This window comes from Pseudomonas sp. GW822-FHT02E03 (assembly GCF_058802325.1).
The window spans coordinates 49,091-67,760 of sequence record NZ_JBXAOA010000002.1; the positions used below are offsets into that span (position 1 = coordinate 49,091).

The following is an 18,670-nucleotide window of genomic DNA, read 5'->3' on the forward strand; positions in this document are numbered from 1 at the left end:
GGAGCGTCCCGGGATGCATTCCCACGCAGAGCGTGGGAACGATCATCTCTCGTGATTTCAACGATATTCGTCCACCGGCACACACGCGCAAAACAGGTTGCGGTCACCGTAGACATTGTCCACGCGGTTCACCACCGGCCAGTACTTATGGGCCTTGGTGTGAGCATCCGGCGTCACCGCCCGCTCGATGCTGTACGGCCGCTCCCAAACCCCGGTGATGTCGGCCAAGGTATGTGGCGAACGCTTCAGCGGGTTGTCCTCTGCCGGCCAGTTGCCGTTCTGCACCTCCGTGATTTCCGCGCGGATACTCAGCATCGCGCCGATAAAACGGTCCAGCTCCGCCTTCGATTCACTCTCGGTCGGTTCGACCATCAACGTCCCCGGCACCGGGAATGACATGGTCGGCGCATGGAAGCCGTAGTCCATCAGGCGTTTGGCAACGTCCTCTTCACTGATTCCGGTCTGCGCCTTGAGCGGTCGCAAGTCGAGAATGCATTCGTGGGCCACTCGCTCGTTGCGCCCGGTGTAGAGCACTGGAAATGCGCCGGCCAAATGCTGCGCCAGGTAATTCGCGGCGAGAATCGCCACCTCGCTCGCATCCGCCAGTTGCGGCCCCATCATGGCGATGTACATCCAGCTGATAGGCAAAATGCTCGCGCTGCCCCAAGGTGCCGCGCTCACTGCGCCGTTCTCCGGCAGCGGGCCGTCGATTGGCACTACCGGGTGGTTGGCAACGAACGGCGCCAGGTGCGCCCGAACGCCAATCGGGCCCATCCCCGGCCCGCCACCGCCGTGGGGAATGCAGAAGGTTTTGTGCAGGTTCATGTGCGACACGTCGGCACCGATGTCTGCCGGCCGTGCCAATCCAACCTGCGCGTTGAGGTTGGCACCATCCATGTACACCTGACCGCCATGGCTGTGGATAACTTCACAGATCTCGCTGATGCCTTCCTCGTAGACCCCATGGGTCGAAGGATAAGTCGCCATCAGGCAGGCGAGTTTATCCCCTGCCTCCGTGGCTTTTTCCTTCAGATCATCCAGATCGACATTACCTCCCTCGTCGCACTCGACGATCACCACCCGCATCCCGGCCATTTGCGCCGAGGCCGGGTTGGTGCCGTGGGCCGAGGACGGGATCAGGCAGATATCCCGCGCGCCCTGATGGCGGCTCTCGTGGTATTTGCGGATCGCCAACAACCCAGCGTATTCGCCTTGAGCGCCCGAGTTGGGTTGCATGCAGATCGCATCGAAACCGGTGATAGCGCAGAGCCAACGCTCCAGTTCCGCGATCATCAAGGAGTAACCCACTACCTGCTCTTTCGGCACGAACGGATGCAGATTGGCGAACTGTGGCCAGGTGATGGGGATCATCTCGCTGGTGGCATTGAGCTTCATGGTGCAGGAGCCCAGCGGGATCATCGATTGGTTGAGCGCCAGGTCTTTGTTTTCCAGCTGCTTGAGGTAACGCAGCATTTCGGTTTCGCTGTGATGAGCGTTGAACACCGGATGACGCAGATAAGATGTACTGCGCTGCAACCCGGCAGGAATGCCGGATACCAGCGTTTCAGCATCCAGGTCGTCGACGTTGAGCCCATGATCGGCACCGAGAAACACATCGAACAGCTTCGCCACGGTGGTTTCGTCACAGGTTTCGTCGAGGCTCAGGCCCAACTGCCCACGTCCGAGAATGCGCAAATTGATCTGCGCCGCCTGAGCACTTTCGATGATCGCCGTCTGAGTTCCCCCCACCTCCAGGGTCAGGGTGTCGAAGAAATTCTGGTTGAGACGGGTGATCCCGTGACGCTCCAGACCGGCGGCGAGGATGCAGGTCAGCCGATGGACGCGCTGGGCAATCCGTTTTAGCCCTTCCGGTCCATGGTAGACCGCGTAGAAACTGGCGATATTGGCCAGCAGCACCTGAGCGGTGCAGATGTTGGAGTTGGCCTTCTCCCGGCGGATATGTTGCTCGCGGGTTTGCAGGGCCATGCGCAGAGCGACGTTGCCGCGCGCATCTTTCGACACGCCGATGATCCGCCCGGGAATCGCCCGTTTGTACTCGTCGCGGCTGGCAAAAAACGCGGCGTGAGGGCCGCCGTAACCCATGGGCACGCCGAAGCGCTGGGACGAACCGAACACCACGTCAGCGCCCAGCTCCCCCGGCGGGGTCAGCAACAGCAGGCTTAGCAGATCGGTCGCCACACAGACCAAAGCTTGCTGGGCATGCAGATGATCGATCAATGGGCGCAGATCGCGCACTTCACCATGGGTGTCGGGATACTGCAGCAGCGCGCCGAACACCTGGTGCTGTTTCAAGTTATCCACAGCATCGATGATCAACTCGAAACCAAACCCTTCGGCCCGGGTCCGCACGACGGAAATGGTCTGCGGGTGGCAATTCTCATCGACAAAAAACAGGTTACTTCTGGATTTGGCCACGCGCTTGGCCAGCGCCATGGCCTCGGCTGCCGCCGTGGCTTCATCCAGCAGCGAGGCGTTGGCCAGTTCCAGGCCGGTCAGGTCGATGGTCAGCTGCTGGAAATTCAGCAACGCTTCGAGCCGGCCTTGAGCGATCTCTGGTTGATAGGGGGTATAGGCGGTGTACCAACCGGGATTTTCCAGCACGTTGCGCAGGATGACGGCCGGCGTGAGAGTGCCGTGGTATCCCATGCCGATCAGGCTGGTCCAGATCTGGTTTTGCTCGGCGTAGCCCCGCAGCTTGGCCAGCGCGGCTTCTTCGTCGAGGGCCGGCGGCAAGTCCAGCGGCCGGTTGAGGCGGATTCCCGGCGGTACCGTCTGCTCGATCAGTTCGACCCGGCTGCCAAGGCCAAGGCTGTCGAGCATCGCCTGCTGCTCGGCGGCATCGGGGCCCAGATGGCGGCGCAGGAAGGTATTGGGGTCGCGTAACTGGCTCAAGGACGGCAACTGGGACATGACGGGCTCTCTCTTGACTGGCGCTCGGCGTCGATGCAATGCGGTCAAACCAGCATAGCAGTCGCTGCCGACAGCGAGCCTGTGGGGAGCTTGACACTTACCCTGTGGGAGCGGGCTTGCTCGCGAAAGCGGTGGGTCAGTCGCCCTATACGCTGAATGATTAATCGCTTTCGCGAGCAAGCCCGCTCCCACATTTAGTCCTCAGCGCATCAAGTTGGCAGATACAAAAAAGCCCCGGATAATCGGGGCTTTGAGGTAACGCTGAAGGCTTATTCGCCGATGGCGGCCTTGTAGGCAGCTGCATCGAGCATCAGATTGTCCAGTTCGGAGGTATCGCTTGGCTCGAGTTTGAAGAACCAGCTGTCATAAGGCGCGCTGTTGACCAGTTCAGGGTTGTTGGCCAACTCTTCGTTGACAGCAATGACTGTGCCGGAGACTGGCGAGTAGATATCCGAGGCAGCCTTGACCGACTCGACGACACCCGCAGCCTCACCGGCAGCGAACACTTTGCCGATTTCCGGCAGCTCAACGAACACTACGTCACCCAAGGCTTCCTGAGCATGGTCTGAAATACCCACTTTCACGCCGCCATCATGGTCTAGACGGGCCCATTCGTGACTTTCGGCAAAACGCAGGTCGACAGGGATTTCGCTCATGTTCTGTGTCCTCAAGAAAAATGTCAGCGGTCATTGCCCGCCAAAAAAAGTTAGATCAAGGTTTTGCCGTGGCGTACGAAGGTCGGTTTGACCACTCGAACCGGGTACCACTTGCCACGGATTTCCACTTCGGCGCGGTCGGCGGTGGCCACCGGTACGCGCGCCAGTGCAATCGACTTGCTAAGCGTAGGAGAGAAACTACCACTGGTGATCTCCCCTTCGCCAACATCGGCGATGCGAACCACCTGATGCGCCCGCAAAACCCCACGTTCTTCCAGGACCAGACCCACCAGTTTGTGCTGTACGCCATCGGCCTGTTCGGCTTCCAGTGCAGTGCGGCCAATGAACTGGCGCGTGGCCGGTTCCCAGGCAATGCTCCAGGCCATGTTGGAGGCCAATGGCGAAACTTCTTGATGAATGTCCTGGCCGTAGAGGTTCATGCCGGCTTCGACCCGCAAGGTATCGCGGGCACCGAGGCCGATCGGGGAAATACCCGCGCCCACCAGATCGTTGAAGAAGCCCGGTGCCTGATCGGCCGGCAACACGATTTCCAGACCATCCTCACCGGTGTAACCGGTGCGCGCGATGAACCAGTCACCGTCAGTCTGACCTTCGAAATATTTGAGCTGCTGAATCAGCGTGCCACGGGACTGAGTCACCAGTTCGGCAATCTTGTGCCGGGCGTGAGGCCCTTGAATGGCCAGCATCGCCAACTCGGAACGCTCGTTGAGCCGCACATCGAAGTCACCGAGATGAGCCTGCATCCAGGCCAGATCCTGATTGCGGGTGGAGGCGTTGACCACCAGGCGATAACCGTCCTCGAGACGATAGACGATCATGTCGTCGACGATGCCGCCGTGCTCGTTGAGCATGGCGCTGTACAAGGCACGGCCGGGGCTGTGCAGACGTTCGACGTCATTGGCCAGTAAATACTGAAGCCAGGCCTTGGCCTGGGGGCCGTCAACATCGATCACGGTCATGTGGGATACATCGAAAACCCCGCAATCGCGGCGCACCTGATGGTGTTCCTCAACCTGCGAGCCGTAATGCAGAGGCATATCCCAACCGCCAAAATCGACCATCTTCGCGCCGAGGGCGAGATGAAGGTCGTACAGAGGCGTACGCTGTCCCATGGGTTTCTCCTTCCGGGCGTGGCGAAGGTGCGGGCAGGCGCTGCACGGGATGAAATGCCTTGAAATAAAAGGCTTTCAGCCGATTTCAGCAACCGGATCCGAGGATGGACCGCACCGAATGCCGCGCATTGTAGCCGCAAGGTGTAGGACTGACACCTACGCGTTTCGATGCGCCGAACGTCGGATCAATCCGATGACCGGTAACAACCCGACCAACACCAGGGTCAGTGCCGGCAACGAGGCCCTCGCCCACTCGCCTTCGCTGGTCATTTCAAAGATCCGCACCGCCAGCGTGTCCCAGCCAAACGGGCGCATCAGCAGGGTCGCGGGCATTTCCTTGAGCACATCGACGAACACCAGCAACGCCGCGCTCAATGTGCCCGGCAGCAGCAACGGCAGATACACTTTGAAAAACAGTCGTGGCCCACTGACGCCAAGGCTACGTGCTGCTTCGGGCAAAGAGGGCCGTATTCGCGCCAGACTGCTTTCCAGCGGTCCATAGGCCACCGCGATAAAACGCACCAGATAGGCCAGCAACAACGCCGACAGACTGCCCAGCAGTAACGGTTTGCCCGCGCCGCCAAGCCATCCCGACAGCGGGATCACCAGTTCGCGATCCAGGTAACTGAACGCCAGCATGATCGACACCGCCAGCACCGAGCCCGGCAAGGCGTAGCCAAGGTTGGCCAGACTGATGCCGGAACGGATCGCCCGGGTCGGCGCCAATCGACGGGCAAAGGCCAGCACCAGAGCGACACTGACGGTGATCAACGCCGCTATGCCGCCCAGGTACAGGGTATGGATGATCAATCCTGCATAACGCTCATCCAGATCGAAGCGCCCACGTTGCCAGAACCACACCATCAATTGCAGCACGGGAATGACGAAGGCGCAGGCAAATACCAGACCACACCAGCTCATGGCCGCCAGCGCCTTGACCCCGCGCAGGTGATACAACGCCTTGACCCGCGGTCGTTCGTTACTCGCCCGATTGGCCCCACGAGCACGACGCTCGCCATACAGCACGACCATCACCACCAACAGCAACAGGCTGGCCAGTTGCGCGGCCGTGGAAAGACTGAAAAAGCCGTACCAGGTTTTGTAGATAGCGGTGGTGAACGTATCGAAGTTGAACACCGACACGGCCCCAAAATCCGCCAGGGTTTCCATCAGCGCCAACGCCACGCCCGCGCCAATGGCTGGACGTGCCATCGGCAACGCAACCCGCCAGAACGCCTGCCATGGGGATTGCCCAAGGACTCGCGCCGCTTCCATCAAGCCTTTGCCCTGAGCCAGGAATGCGCTACGCGCCAACAAGTAAACGTACGGATAGAAAACCAGCACCAGCACCAGAATCACACCGCCGGTGGAGCGCACTCGGGGCAGCCTCAGGCCGCTGCCGAACCATTCGCGCAGCAAGGTTTGCACGGGACCGGCAAAATCCAGCAGGCCAACGAAGACAAATGCCAGCACATAAGCAGGAATCGCAAAGGGCAACATCAGCGCCCAGTCCAGCCAACGCCGCCCGGGAAACTCGCAGAGGCTTGTGAGCCAGGCCAGGCTGACGCCCAGCAGCGTTACGCCGAAACCGACGCCGAGTACCAGCGTCAGGGTATTGCCCAGCAATCGCGGCATCTGGGTGTCCCACAGGTGGGACCAGATCTGCTGATCGATGATTTGCCAGGAAAAAAGCAGAACGCTCAGGGGCAGCAAGACCAGCGCAGCAATGGCGAAGACCAAGGGATACCAGCGGCGTTGGGCGGGGTGGGCCAAGGAAAGCTCTCGTTTAAATGATTGTGCCCACGCTCTGCGTGGGCACACATCTTGTGACGCTCTGCGTCACGCCTCGACGCGGAGCGTCGGTGGATGCATTCCCACGCAGAGCGTGGGAACGATCAGGCCGGCGGGGACGCCGCCGACTTCATTCTGTGGCGCAGTATATCGACAGACTCAGTTCCAGCCAGCCCGATCCATCATCCGGATCGCTTCAGCCTGACGCTTGCCAGCGATTTCCACCGGTAAGGTGTCAGCCACAAACTTGCCCCAGCTCGCTACTTCAGCTGAAGGCTGAACGGCAGGGTTGGCCGGGAATTCCTGGTTCACGTCAGCGAAAATCTTCTGCGCTTCAGGCGTGGTCATCCACTCCACCAGCGCCTTGGCGGCTTCTGGGTGTGGCGCGTGTTTGGTCAGGCCGATGCCCGACAGGTTGACGTGCACGCCACGGTCGCCCTGATTCGGCCAGAACAGCTTCACCGGCAGGTCCGGCTTCTGTTTGTGCAGACGGCCGTAGTAGTAAGTGTTGACGATGCCGACGTCGCACTGGCCGGCGTTGATCGCCTCCAGCACGGCAATGTCGTCGGAGAACACGTCGGTGGACAGGTTATTGACCCAGCCCTTGAGGATTTTCTCGGTTTTCTCGGCGCCATGGACTTCGATCATCGTGGCGGTCAGGGACTGGTTGTAGACCTTCTTCGCCGTGCGCAGGCACAGGCGGCCTTCCCACTGCTTGTCGGCCAGCGCCTCGTAGGTGGTCAACTCACCGGGTTTCACCCGGTCGGTGGAGTAGGCGATGGTCCGTGCCCGCAGGCTGAGGCCGGTCCAGGCATGGGAGGAAGCGCGGTATTGCAGTGGGATGTTGGCGTCGATCACCTTGGACGTGAACGGCTGGAGGATGCCCATCTGCTCGGCCTGCCAGAGGTTGCCGGCATCGACGGTCAGCAGCAGGTCGGCGGTGGCGTTTTCACCCTCGGCCTTGATCCGCTGCATCAGCGGCGCTTCCTTGTCGGTGATGAACTTCACCTGCACGCCGGTTTTCTGGGTGTAGACATCGAAGACTGGCTTGATCAACTCATCGATACGCGAGGAGTAAACCACCACCTCGTCGGCGGCCTGGGCGGCGGTGCTGCCAATCAGGGTCAGGGCCAGTGCGGTCAGTAGACGCTTGGGTGCCAACATGGAAGCGGTCTCTCGAATGGGGAAGTGAGAGCGAATGATAAGGACTCACATTTCGCATCTCAATCGGACAGTGAGTTGAGGCGTTACCGGATGTTGCATAACCGAGAGTGGTGGTGGATGTACCGACGCCTTCGCGGGCAAGCCTCGCTCCTACAGGTATTGGTCAACCGCGACATTGGCAAACGACACAAAACCTGTAGGAGCGAGGCTTGCCCGCGAAGAGTCCATCAGCCCCAACGAAGATCTCAGGCCTTGGCAAGTGCCGGCAGATCCCCGATCAACCCAAGCGCTTCACGAACGAACAACGCCTTGGCCTCGGGCATCTGGTCAACCATCTTCAACCCGGTATTACGCAACCAGCGCACCGGCAACGGATCGGCCTGGAACAACCGCTCGAACCCTTCCATCGCCGCCATCAACGCCAGGTTGTGAGGCATGCGCCGACGCTCGTAGCGACTGAGCACTTTCACGTCCGCCAACCGCTCGCCGCGCGTGGCCGCTTGCAGCAGCACTTCGGCCAGCACCGCGGCATCGAGGAAACCAAGGTTCACGCCCTGCCCGGCCAGCGGATGAATGGTGTGGGCCGCGTCGCCGATCAACGCCAGTCCTTCAGCCACATACCGTTTGGCATGACGCTGACGCAGCGGCACACACAAACGCGGGTCGACGCTGAGCACTGTGCCAAGGCAGCCTTCAAAGGCCCGCTCCAGCTCCTTGCAGAAGCCTTCGTCATCCAGCGCCATCAGGCGTTCGGCTTCGCTCGGCGTGGTCGACCAGACGATCGAGCACCAATCCTGTTGACCATCCCGCTCCAGCGGCAGAAACGCCAGTGGACCGTTGTCAGTGAATCGTTGCCACGCAGTCATTCGATGGGGTTTTGAGCTGCGCACGCTGGTAACGATCGCGTGGTGCATGTAATCCCATTCGCGAGTCGCAACACCGGTCAGGCGCCGAACGGCCGAGTTGGCGCCATCCGCCGCGATCACCAAAGGTGCCCGCAAGGTGCGGCCATCGGCCAGGGTCAGCAGCCAGTCGTCACCGGAGCGACGCATCTGCTCCAGACGCGCATTGGCCAGCATCCCGAGATCGCAGTCGTGCAGTCGGTCGAGCAAGGCGTCCTGAACCACGCGGTTCTCGACGATATGCCCGAGCACTTCGGCATGCACGCTGGTCGCCGAGAAATGGATCTGCCCGGTGCCGCTGCCATCCCAGACATGCATGTCCGTATAGGGGCTGCTGCGCCGGCTGACGATGCCATCCCAAACGCCCAGACGTTCGAGTATTCGCTGGCTGGCTGCCGACAAAGCGCTCACCCGCGGTTCGAACGGAGCCTGCCCATCGAAGGGTTTGACGCTCAGGGGACTACCGTCCAGCAGCAGGACTTCGAGCCCACTGTTTTGTAACGCCAGCGCCAGGGCACTGCCGACCATTCCGGCCCCGACAATCAGCAGATCTGCGCGCATTTCCATGCTTTAAGCCTGTCTCGCTTGCGGCTTGAGCCGCTCATAAAGTTTTTTCCGACGCGCGTCACCCAAGTGCTCGCGCCGTCGTGAATATCGACTTGCAGGTACACCCTGCCCGGCTTTCGCTTAGTCATCGGGACGCGTACCCAGGCCCATGGCCTGCCGGGCGAACCAGCGTTTGGCCGGCGGCAGCAGATCGAGGCCAAGCAGCCCAATGTTGCGGCCCAGGGAAACCAGCGGCTGAGTGCTGCCGAACAAGCGGGTGACCTGATCGGAGAAGCCCACGGTCAGGTTCTGGTCCAGACGCTGACGCTCGCGATAGGCCTGCAAGGTGGCGAAATCACCGGGCGATGTCTCGCTGCCCAACAAACTGTCGGCCAGCGCCTGGGCGTCACGCAACGACAGGTTGAACCCTTGCCCGGCAATCGGATGCAGGCTGTGGGCGGCGTTGCCGAGGATCGCCAGATGCGGGCGGACTTGTTCCTCGGCTTCGATCAGCGACAGCGGATACAAATGCCGTGCGCCGACCTGTTTCAGCGTGCCGAGACGATAACCGAAGATGCCCTGTAGCTCAGTGAGAAAGCTGCGGTCATCAAGGGCTGCCAGCCGTTGCGCGTCCATGCCCAGACGGGTCCAGACCAAAGCGCAGCGATTGTCCGGCAATGGCAGCAAAGCCATCGGACCATCGTCGGTGAAACGCTCGAAGGCCATGCCGTTGTGCGCTTCGCTGGGGGTGATGTTGGCGATCAGCGCGCTCTGGTTATACGGGCGTTTCTTGATGCCGATTCCCAGTTGCTCACGCAAGCCGGAACGGCCGCCATCGGCGAGCACCGCAAGGTCGCATTCCACCAGAGTTTCATCATTGAGCGTCAGGCGATAGCCGTCGGTCAGCGGTTCCATGCCGGTGACCTCCGCCGGGCAACGCCAACTGATCACGTCCTTGTCCAGACTGTGCCAGAGGCATTGGCCGAGCCAGGCGTTTTCCACCACATAACCCAACGCCGGAACGCCCTCTTCCATCGCCGACAGCCGCGCGGTGGAGAAACGTCCACGGTCGGAGACATGAATCTGCTTGATCGGCTCGGCGCGGCGGGAGATTTCCTGCCACACGCCCAACCGTTGATAAATCTGCCGGGCACCATAGGACAGCGCCGAAGAGCGGGCGTCATAACTCGGTTGATAGCTGTCGCCGGGGGCAAACGGTTCGATCAGCACGATCTTCCAGCCACGGGCCTTGGCCCCGGCCTGCAACGCCAACGCCAGACTGGCGCCGACCAGGCCACCGCCGATGATTGCCAGATTGACTCGACTCATGCCGCTTGTGTCCGTGCTGCGGCCATCAATGCCTCGATGTCGGCGACCGTTTTCGGCACGCCGTTCGTCAGGATTTCACAACCGGTTTTAGTGACCACCACGTCGTCCTCGATGCGCACGCCAATGCCGCGCCATTTCTTCGCCACGTTCTGGTTGTCCGGCGCAATGTAAATGCCCGGCTCGACCGTCAGCGCCATGCCGACTTCCAGCACGCGCCATTCGCCGCCGACCTTGTACTCGCCAACGTCGTGCACATCCATGCCCAGCCAGTGGCCGGCGCGGTGCATGTAAAACGCTTTATAGGCTTCGCTGGCGATCAACTCGTCGACGTCGCCCTGCAACAGGCCCAACGTCACCAGACCGGCGGTAATCACCCGGACCGTGGCTTCGTGTGCCTGATTCCAGTGTTTGTTCGGTGCGATTTCAGCAAACGCGGCTTCCTGGGAAGCCAGCACCAACTCGTAAATCGCCTTCTGCTCCGGTGAATACTTGCCATTGACCGGCCAGGTGCGAGTGATGTCGCTGGCGTAGCAGTCAATCTCGCAACCGGCGTCGATCAGCACCAGATCGCCGTCCTTGAGCACCGCGTCATTCTGCTGGTAATGCAGGATGCAGCTGTTGCGCCCGGCGGCGACGATCGAACCGTAAGCCGGCATCTTCGCCCCGCCCTTGCGAAACTCGTAATCGAGCTCGGCTTCGAGGCTGAACTCATGCAAACCGGCACGGCTGGCCTGCATCGCACGAATATGGGCCTGGGCGGAAATCCGTGCGGCTTCGCGCATTACCTTCACTTCTGCCGCCGATTTATACAGGCGCATGTCGTGAAGCAGATGATCCAGGGCAACGTATTCGTTCGGCGGCTGGGCGCCGAGGTGCGCTTTAGAGCGGATCACGTTGATCCAGTCCATCAGGTGCCGATCGAATTCCGGGTTGCTGCCCATGGCCGAGTACACCCGGTCACGGCCTTCGATCAGGCCCGGCAGGATGTCGTCGATGTCGGTGATGGGGAATGCGTCGTCGGCGCCGAAGTCGCGGATCGCGCCTTCCTGACCGGCGCGCAGGCCATCCCACAATTCCCGTTCGGCATTACGCTCCCGGCAAAACAGCACGTATTCGCCGTGCTCACGGCCGGGCATCAAGACGATGACGGCTTGAGGCTCGGGGAAACCGCTGAGGTACTGGAAATCGCTGTCCTGACGGTAGACGTGCTCGACGTCACGGTTGCGGATGGCCACCGCGGCGGCGGGCAGGATGGCGATGCTGTTGGGTTCCATCTGCGCCATCAGGGCCTTGCGGCGACGGCTGTATTCCGATTTCGGGATATGAATCATGGGCAGATGGCTTTCCCTGGCACGCGATTAATGCAACGACGGTTTGGCAGCCGCTTCGTCGGTTTTCTTGGTTTCGGTGAACAGCAGCAACGGAGCGACGCGCAGGTACTCCATCACTTCCATGTAGTCGCTTTCGCCGTCGTCGGACTCTTCCAGGGCATCCTGGACCTGAGAAATCGCCGCCAGGTCCTGCAACACTTCTTTAGCTTCTTCGCTCAACGCGTATTCACGGCGGGTCAGGCCAAAGCCGGCGAGGAAGCCCTGGCACCACTGGCCCAGTGCAGCCGCGCGCTCGGTGAGCGGCGCGTCGTCGGTCGGCAGCAGCAGAACAACGGTCATGTCGTCGCTGGTAAGCTCGCCCTTGACCATCTCTTGCAGGCCGATCAAGGCGTTGCGAACGTTGTCTTGCGGCTCGCCTTCGAGCAGCTCGGCGGCGTCGGCCAACCAGCTGTCGGCTTCGAAGCCGGCACCGGCGCAACTGCGACCGAGCAACAGGCCGTGCAGTTCGGCAGGCGAGACGGGATGGCCGCTGGTGCTCAGCAGGGTGGCAAAGGCTTGATACGGAGAATTCTGAATGGGCATGGGCAGCTAGGCGCCAGACGGCGCTATGTCTAGAATGAAGGCCTTGTATCCTACATCGACAGACTCGCCAAGACTATTAAAGGCTGTCCGCCAGCTATCACGCATCAGACACAACCAGTGGACACAATGGAAGACACCGACCTGCAAGCGCTGATGGCCAGACTCGAGCTGCTAATTACTCGAGTCGAGCAACTAAAGAGTCAGAATGGACTCCTATTAGCTCAGGAAAAGACCTGGCGCGAGGAACGCGCGCACCTCATTGAAAAAAATGAAATCGCCCGGCGTAAGGTCGAATCGATGATTTCGCGCCTCAAGGCCCTGGAGCAAGACTCATGAGTTCAAGCAATAGCGTTACCGTGCAGATCCTCGACAAAGAATATTCGATCATTTGCCCCCAGGAAGAGCGCAGCAACCTGGTGAGCGCTGCCCGTTACCTGGACGGCAAGATGCGCGAAATCCGCAGCAGTGGCAAAGTCATCGGCGCCGACCGCATCGCCGTGATGGCCGCCCTGAACATCACGCACGATCTTCTGCACAAGGATGAACGCCCGGATGTGCAGGCCAGCGGCTCGACCCGTGAGCAGGTTCGCGACCTGCTGGACCGCGTCGATCTGGCGCTGTCGACCGATCCGGATGTCACCAAGGGCTGAAACGCGAAACCGCTTGGGGTATACTCGCATCACTCCCTGGGGTGCTTGCCAGTTGACGACGTCCCTGAGCCGATTCGCACTACCCTGGAGGTTGCACGTTGGGCTGGTGTGCATGTCCGCTAGACGGAAAGCCTTAAAGCCTACTGCATCTTCCACCTTGAACTTTCGGGTTCAAGGGCTAAGTCGACAGCGGTTCATCCGGGGAGCCTTATTTCAGTCCGATGCCGGTTTAAATACCGGCATCGGCTTTTTTACGGGTACGCTTTGGTACTCGCACTTCTGAAGCCTGAACCCATGACCGAACCTGCGCTGCTGCCCCGCCCGCAACTTCGACGCATGCTGCGCAAGGCCCGCCGCGCACTGACACCCAGTCAGCAGCGCGAGGCCGCTCGCGGGCTGTATAAGCAATTGATCCAGCACCCGCTGTTCCGCCGCGCAAAACACATCTCCCTGTACTTGCCCAACGACGGTGAAATCGATCCGCGCCTGCTGATGCGTGCCGCGCAACGTCGGGGCAAGGTTACGTATCTGCCGGTGCTCAGTGCCTGGCCGCGAACCAAAATGGTGTTCCAGCGGATACGCCCCGGCGAAAAGCTCAAACCCAACCGTTTTCGCATCCCCGAACCACGGCACAACATCGCCCGACAACGCAAGGTCTGGGCGCTGGATCTGGTGTTGTTGCCGCTGGTGGGGTTTGACGATGTCGGCGGACGCCTGGGAATGGGCGGTGGTTTCTACGATCGAAGCCTGGCGTACCTGGCGCGCCGCAAAAACTGGCGCAAGCCGACACTGCTGGGCCTGGCCCATGAATGTCAGAAGGTTCAACGATTGGCTCAGGCGAGCTGGGATGTACCGCTGCAGGGAACGGTCACGGACAAGGCATGGTATTTCGCGGACTAGACGCCACTGATTTCAGCGGCGTCGAAAGACAGGTTCAGCGCTTGAAGGCCGACGGCTGTTGCTGCGAGATCTCGACCGGAGCATCGGGTTTGGCGTTCCACAGGCTTTGGGCATAGCCGGTGGTCACGACACCAAGGCCGAACAAAATAACCAAAATCCATAGTAAATCCGGTTTGCGTTTCATCGATTGCCCCCCAAAGGCACATCAACACGATGACAGCAGCGGTTTCCGTTGTAGGTGTAGGCCGTGCAGCAGCGTCAAGCTTAGAAGGCCGGCATTTTGCGACAACGTGAACCGACACGCAAACGCTGGCGTCAACCGACTGTCGGTTTGTCATAAAATTGCCTGACCGCTTGCCCACTCACCTCGCAAGGAGCAAAACCATGGCCTATTGGCTGATGAAATCCGAGCCTGACGAACTCTCGATCAAAGACCTGGAGAAGCTTGGCCGAGCGCGCTGGGACGGGGTTCGCAACTACCAGGCGCGCAACTTTCTGCGGGCCATGGCGGTGGGTGACGAGTTTTTCTTCTATCACTCCAGCTGCCCGGAGCCGGGGATTGCCGGGATCGGCAAGATTGTCGAGGCCGAGTACCCGGACCCGACGGCACTGGAGCCGGAGAGTCATTACTTCGATCCGAAGGCCACTGCCGAGAAAAACGCCTGGAGCGCGATTGATGTTGCTCACGTCGAGACGTTTTCCAGGGTGCTGAAGCTCGATTATCTGAAGCAGCAAACGGCATTGGCTGAGATGCCACTGGTGCAGAAGGGTTCGCGGCTATCGGTGATGCCAGTGACGGCGGAGCAGTGGGCGGCGGTGATGGCGCTCAAACCGTAGATTTGTGGCGTTTTTCAGAATGCCATCGCGGGCAAGCCCGCTCCCACAATGATCTCCTGCGTATGCAGCTTTTGCATCCACCCGGATCCCTGTGGGAGCGGGCTTGCCCGCGATGAGGCCCACCCGAACAACGAATGTCTTACTGGATGATCAGGTTGTTGAACAACAAATCCTCAACCACCGGCTTGCCGGTCTCGTCGTTCATCACTTGCTGGGTCTGCTTCAAGGCTTCCTGACGCAGCTTTTCCTTGGCTTCAACGTTGTTCATGGCTTCAGTGGTCTGCTGTGCAAACAACGCCACCAGCTGATTACGGATCAATGGCTCATTGGCCTTTACCGCTTTGGTCGCCTCGTCACCGGTCACCCGCAACGCCACATCGGCCTTGTAGACCTTGAGCTTCGGCGTACCGTCCAGCCCATAGTTGCCCACGAATGGCGGACTCAGGGTGATGTAGTTGACCTTCGGGGCTTCACCTTCTTTGGCTTCTTCGGCCAGCGCTGCCACAGGCAGAGACAGGGCCAGCATCAACATGATCCACGCTTTCACAATTCGCTCCTTATCCGGTTTGCGGCCAAGCATAACGACCCGCCGCTCAAGCACAAGCTTATGGCTGACTATCAGGGTCGGGCATGCTCGTTGACCCAATGACTCACACACCTACACTTATCGGCCATCACTCCCAAAGGAATAGCCCTGATGAAAGCCGTGCTGTGCAAAGCCTTCGGCCCTGCCGAATCGCTGGTGCTGGAAGACGTCGCCAGTCCTGTCGCGAAGAAGAATGAAATCCTGCTGGACGTGCATGCGGCTGGGGTGAATTTCCCGGACACGTTGATCATCGAGGGCAAATATCAGTTCAAGCCGCCCTTCCCGTTTTCTCCGGGTGGCGAAGCGGCCGGCGTGGTCAGCGCAGTGGGCGAGAAGGTCAGTCACCTCAAGGTCGGTGACCGGGTCATGGCCCTGACTGGCTGGGGCAGTTTTGCCGAGCAGGTCGCGGTGCCGGGCTACAACGTGCTGCCGATCCCGGCATCAATGGACTTCAACACCGCCGCCGCATTCAGCATGACCTACGGCACTTCGATGCACGCCCTCAAGCAACGGGGCAACCTGCAACCTGGCGAAACCTTGCTGGTGCTCGGCGCTTCCGGTGGTGTCGGTCTGGCCGCTGTAGAAATCGGCAAAGCCATGGGTGCTCGCGTTATAGCCGCCGCCAGCAGCGCAGAAAAACTCGCGGTGGCCAAGGCTGCCGGTGCCGATGAGTTGATCAACTACAGCGAAACCAGCCTCAAGGACGAGATCAAACGCCTGACCGACGGCCAGGGCGCCGACGTGATCTACGATCCGGTGGGCGGCAACCTGTTCGACCAGGCGATCCGCGCCATTGCCTGGAACGGCCGTCTACTGGTGGTCGGTTTCGCCAGCGGACGAATCCCGGAGCTGCCAGTGAACCTGGCACTGCTCAAAGGCGCCGCGGTAGTCGGCGTGTTCTGGGGCTCCTTTGCCCAGCGCCAACCACAGGACAACGCGGCAAACTTCCAGCAGTTGTTTGGCTGGTTTGCCGAGGGCAAGTTGAAGCCGCTAGTGTCTCAGGTGTATCCCCTGAGCAACGCGGCCCAGGCGATCAATGATCTTGGCCAGCGCAAGGCGGTCGGGAAAGTGGTCGTGCAGGTTCGCTGATTATTTTCTAGCCAGGTCGCAGCCTTGCGGCCTGGTTCCATCATCCCCACACCGACCCTCATTTACACCTGAGCGACATGTTCATAAAAGAACATGCAATCTCCAACATTTCCACTGTTTGGCCGATGCGAACCGGTGCTATTTTCGGTAACGAAACTGTAACATTCGCATCCGCAGTCAAAACAAGAAATCTGGAGCTCTTGAATGTTTGCTTTCTTTCGTCCTGCCGCACATCAGGCTCCATTGCCTGAAGAAAAAATAGACAGCACCTACCGACGCCTTCGCTGGCAGATCTTCGCCGGGATTTTCATTGGGTATGCGGGTTACTACCTGCTGCGCAAGAACTTCACCCTGGCATTTCCGGATCTAATCGCCCAAGGCTATACAAAAGGTCAGCTCGGGGTGGCGATGTCGGCGATTGCGATCGCCTACGGCCTTTCCAAGTTTCTGATGGGTATCGTGTCCGACCGCTCCAACCCTCGTTACTTCCTGCCTTTTGGCCTGATAGTGTCCGCCGGGGTGATGTTCGTTTTCGGTTTCGCACCGTGGGCAACGTCCAGCGTGACCATGATGTTCATCCTGTTGTTCATCAACGGCTGGGCGCAAGGCATGGGCTGGCCACCGAGCGGGCGCACCATGGTGCACTGGTGGTCGCAGAAAGAACGCGGCGGTGTGGTTTCGGTCTGGAACACCGCGCATAACGTCGGCGGTGGCTTGATCGGCCCGCTGGCGATACTCGGCATGGGTTGGTTCAACGACTGGCACAGCAAGTTCTACGTACCGGCAGCGGTGGCGTTGCTGGTCGCTGTATTTGCCTTCATTGTCATGCGCGATACCCCGCAATCGACGGGCTTGCCGCCCATCGAGAAGTACAAGAACGACTACCCGGAAGGCTACGACGCCAGCCACGAAGAAGAATTCAGCGCCAAGGACATCTTCGTCAAATACGTGCTGCGCAACAAAATGCTCTGGTTCATCGCGCTGGCCAACGTCTTCGTCTACTTGCTGCGCTACGGCATTCTGGACTGGGCGCCGACCTACCTCAAAGAGGTCAAGCACTTCGACTTCGACAAGACGTCCTGGGCTTACTTCCTGTACGAGTGGGCAGGCATTCCCGGCACACTGCTATGCGGCTGGATGTCGGACAAGATCTTCCGGGGCAACCGTGGCCTGACGGGCATGGTGTTCATGGCACTGGTGACCGTTGCGACGATCGTTTACTGGCTGAATCCGCCGGGCAATCCGATGGTCGACATGATCTCGCTGTTCGCCATCGGCTTCCTGATCTATGGCCCGGTGATGCTGGTCGGCCTGCAGGCGCTGGAGCTGGTTCCGAAGAAAGCTGCAGGAACGGCCGCGGGCTTTACCGGTTTGTTTGGTTACCTGGGTGGTTCAGTCGCGGCCAGTGCCCTGATGGGCTACACGGTGGACTATTTCGGCTGGGATGGCGGCTTCATCCTGCTGGTCGTCGCCTGCCTGCTGGCGATGGCGTTCCTGGCGCCCACCCTGGGCCACAAGAACGTCGCCAGTCAGAGCCGCGAAGCGATCGCCTGATCGGCCTTTGATTTACAGCGCTTGAGCCGCGCCTCCAGATTCCGGTCTGGCATGGCGTGGCTACGCAGGGCGTGAGCTGTCTGCTCGACATATTCGCGCGTGGTGCCGTAACGCCCGCAAGCGCTTTCGAACACCTGGCTCAGCACATGATCCGGCAAGTTGCCGGCATAGCTGGGCAGGTGCCGCTCCAAAACGAATCCCAATGCCTGAACCTGGCTTCCGTCTTCGAGACGGCAGTTGAGCCAGTGTGGGCGATAGGACGGGAATGGCATTTCACGCTGCCAGAGCGCATAAAGCGAAGCTTCGAGTTGTTCTTCGGGCAACCGATAGGCAAACCCGCTGCATGAGCCGCCACGATCCAGGCCAAACACCAGCCCCGGCACTTCCGGTGTACCGCGATGTTCGTGGGACCACAGGTACAAACCGCGATGGTAGCCATGCACGCGACCGCGCACTCGCTCAACCGCTGCACATTCAGGGCGCCAGATCAGCGAACCATAAGCGAATAGCCAGACCGGCCCACCCTTGTGGCGCGCCATGGTCGATTGCATCGAGCTAAGCAATTGTTCGTGCGTAAGCTGCGGCCCCAGATCGAGCCGCGGAGGGTAAGCCAGATTCAAAAAAGCAGATTCAATGGCGCTCATGGCGAATAGCGTTCAGCTCCCCGCGGGTGAAGAATTACTTAATAG

General features: G+C 60.2%; 18 protein-coding genes and 1 other RNA gene. 7 read left to right on the plus strand and 12 right to left on the minus strand.

What is annotated here, in order from left to right:
• Positions 1-57 precede the first annotated feature (57 nt).
• The 9 genes from gcvP to AC1RQB_RS02120 all read right to left on the minus strand — a co-directional run bounded on the left by gcvP (position 58) and on the right by AC1RQB_RS02120 (position 12,365).
• The gene (gene gcvP / locus AC1RQB_RS02080) at positions 58-2,931 is read right to left on the minus strand and encodes an aminomethyl-transferring glycine dehydrogenase (RefSeq protein WP_063342194.1); all 2,874 of its coding nucleotides are present in this window, start codon (positions 2,929-2,931) and stop codon (positions 58-60) included.
• 269 nt (positions 2,932-3,200) lie between these two features.
• Positions 3,201-3,587, minus strand: a complete 387-nt coding sequence (gcvH, locus tag AC1RQB_RS02085) for a glycine cleavage system protein GcvH (protein WP_063342193.1) — start codon at positions 3,585-3,587, stop codon at positions 3,201-3,203.
• A gap of 50 nt (positions 3,588-3,637) precedes the next feature.
• Positions 3,638-4,720, minus strand: coding sequence for a glycine cleavage system aminomethyltransferase GcvT (gcvT, locus tag AC1RQB_RS02090; RefSeq protein WP_207267418.1), 1,083 nt, complete (start codon positions 4,718-4,720; stop codon positions 3,638-3,640).
• 156 nt (positions 4,721-4,876) lie between these two features.
• Entirely contained in the window at positions 4,877-6,493 is a 1,617-nt protein-coding gene (locus AC1RQB_RS02095) for an ABC transporter permease (protein WP_008076044.1), read from the minus strand.
• A 177-nt stretch (positions 6,494-6,670) separates the two neighbouring features.
• The gene (locus tag AC1RQB_RS02100; protein ID WP_063342192.1) at positions 6,671-7,675 is read right to left on the minus strand and encodes an extracellular solute-binding protein; all 1,005 of its coding nucleotides are present in this window, start codon (positions 7,673-7,675) and stop codon (positions 6,671-6,673) included.
• Positions 7,676-7,920: 245 nt separating this feature from the next.
• Positions 7,921-9,138 carry a 2-octaprenyl-3-methyl-6-methoxy-1,4-benzoquinol hydroxylase gene (locus tag AC1RQB_RS02105; protein WP_198537229.1) on the minus strand — a complete coding sequence of 406 codons (1,218 nt, stop codon included), beginning with the start codon at positions 9,136-9,138 and terminating at the stop codon, positions 7,921-7,923.
• 126 nt (positions 9,139-9,264) lie between these two features.
• Positions 9,265-10,452 (minus strand): 2-octaprenyl-6-methoxyphenyl hydroxylase, encoded by a 1,188-nt coding sequence (gene ubiH / locus AC1RQB_RS02110; protein WP_063342190.1) that lies wholly within the window; start codon positions 10,450-10,452, stop codon positions 9,265-9,267.
• Complete coding sequence (gene pepP, locus AC1RQB_RS02115) at positions 10,449-11,783, minus strand: Xaa-Pro aminopeptidase (RefSeq protein ID WP_008076048.1); 1,335 nt, start codon at positions 11,781-11,783, stop codon at positions 10,449-10,451. Before pepP ends, ubiH begins: the two co-directional genes overlap by 4 nt.
• A 27-nt stretch (positions 11,784-11,810) precedes the next feature.
• Positions 11,811-12,365, minus strand: coding sequence for a YecA/YgfB family protein (locus AC1RQB_RS02120; protein ID WP_063342189.1), 555 nt, complete (start codon positions 12,363-12,365; stop codon positions 11,811-11,813).
• Positions 12,366-12,491: 126 nt separating this feature from the next.
• Between AC1RQB_RS02120 and AC1RQB_RS02125 the strand changes: the two genes are divergently transcribed.
• From AC1RQB_RS02125 to AC1RQB_RS02140, 4 genes are all read left to right on the plus strand, one after another.
• The gene (locus AC1RQB_RS02125) at positions 12,492-12,701 is read left to right on the plus strand and encodes a TIGR02449 family protein (protein WP_007982902.1); all 210 of its coding nucleotides are present in this window, start codon (positions 12,492-12,494) and stop codon (positions 12,699-12,701) included.
• The gene (locus AC1RQB_RS02130) at positions 12,698-13,015 is read left to right on the plus strand and encodes a cell division protein ZapA (RefSeq protein ID WP_008076050.1); all 318 of its coding nucleotides are present in this window, start codon (positions 12,698-12,700) and stop codon (positions 13,013-13,015) included. Before AC1RQB_RS02125 ends, AC1RQB_RS02130 begins: the two co-directional genes overlap by 4 nt.
• A gap of 30 nt (positions 13,016-13,045) precedes the next feature.
• Positions 13,046-13,224: non-coding RNA, 6S RNA (gene ssrS, locus AC1RQB_RS02135), on the plus strand.
• Between the two features lie 85 nt (positions 13,225-13,309).
• Positions 13,310-13,915 (plus strand): 5-formyltetrahydrofolate cyclo-ligase, encoded by a 606-nt coding sequence (locus AC1RQB_RS02140; RefSeq protein WP_008076052.1) that lies wholly within the window; start codon positions 13,310-13,312, stop codon positions 13,913-13,915.
• Positions 13,916-13,949: 34 nt separating this feature from the next.
• On the opposite strand, the gene AC1RQB_RS02145 is transcribed toward AC1RQB_RS02140, so the two are convergent.
• A complete protein-coding gene (locus AC1RQB_RS02145; RefSeq protein ID WP_008076065.1) occupies positions 13,950-14,099 on the minus strand; it encodes a hypothetical protein in 150 nt (49 codons plus the stop codon).
• Between the two features lie 200 nt (positions 14,100-14,299).
• Here AC1RQB_RS02145 and AC1RQB_RS02150 point away from each other — a divergent pair, with 200 nt between their 5' ends.
• Positions 14,300-14,752, plus strand: a complete 453-nt coding sequence (locus AC1RQB_RS02150; protein ID WP_063342188.1) for an EVE domain-containing protein — start codon at positions 14,300-14,302, stop codon at positions 14,750-14,752.
• A 139-nt stretch (positions 14,753-14,891) separates the two neighbouring features.
• On the opposite strand, the gene AC1RQB_RS02155 is transcribed toward AC1RQB_RS02150, so the two are convergent.
• Entirely contained in the window at positions 14,892-15,299 is a 408-nt protein-coding gene (locus AC1RQB_RS02155; protein WP_032830753.1) for a flagellar basal body-associated protein FliL, read from the minus strand.
• 150 nt (positions 15,300-15,449) lie between these two features.
• Between AC1RQB_RS02155 and AC1RQB_RS02160 the strand changes: the two genes are divergently transcribed.
• Both AC1RQB_RS02160 and glpT read left to right on the plus strand, forming a co-directional pair.
• On the plus strand, positions 15,450-16,427 hold the full coding sequence (locus AC1RQB_RS02160) for an NADPH:quinone oxidoreductase family protein (protein ID WP_063342187.1): 978 nt from the start codon (positions 15,450-15,452) through the stop codon (positions 16,425-16,427).
• Between the two features lie 204 nt (positions 16,428-16,631).
• A complete protein-coding gene (glpT, locus tag AC1RQB_RS02165; RefSeq protein WP_008012529.1) occupies positions 16,632-17,981 on the plus strand; it encodes a glycerol-3-phosphate transporter in 1,350 nt (449 codons plus the stop codon).
• On the opposite strand, the gene AC1RQB_RS02170 is transcribed toward glpT, so the two are convergent.
• Positions 17,957-18,625, minus strand: coding sequence for a gamma-glutamylcyclotransferase (locus tag AC1RQB_RS02170; RefSeq protein ID WP_008012527.1), 669 nt, complete (start codon positions 18,623-18,625; stop codon positions 17,957-17,959). The two genes, glpT and AC1RQB_RS02170, sit on opposite strands and share 25 nt — an antisense overlap.
• Between the last annotated feature and the right edge of the window lie 45 nt (positions 18,626-18,670).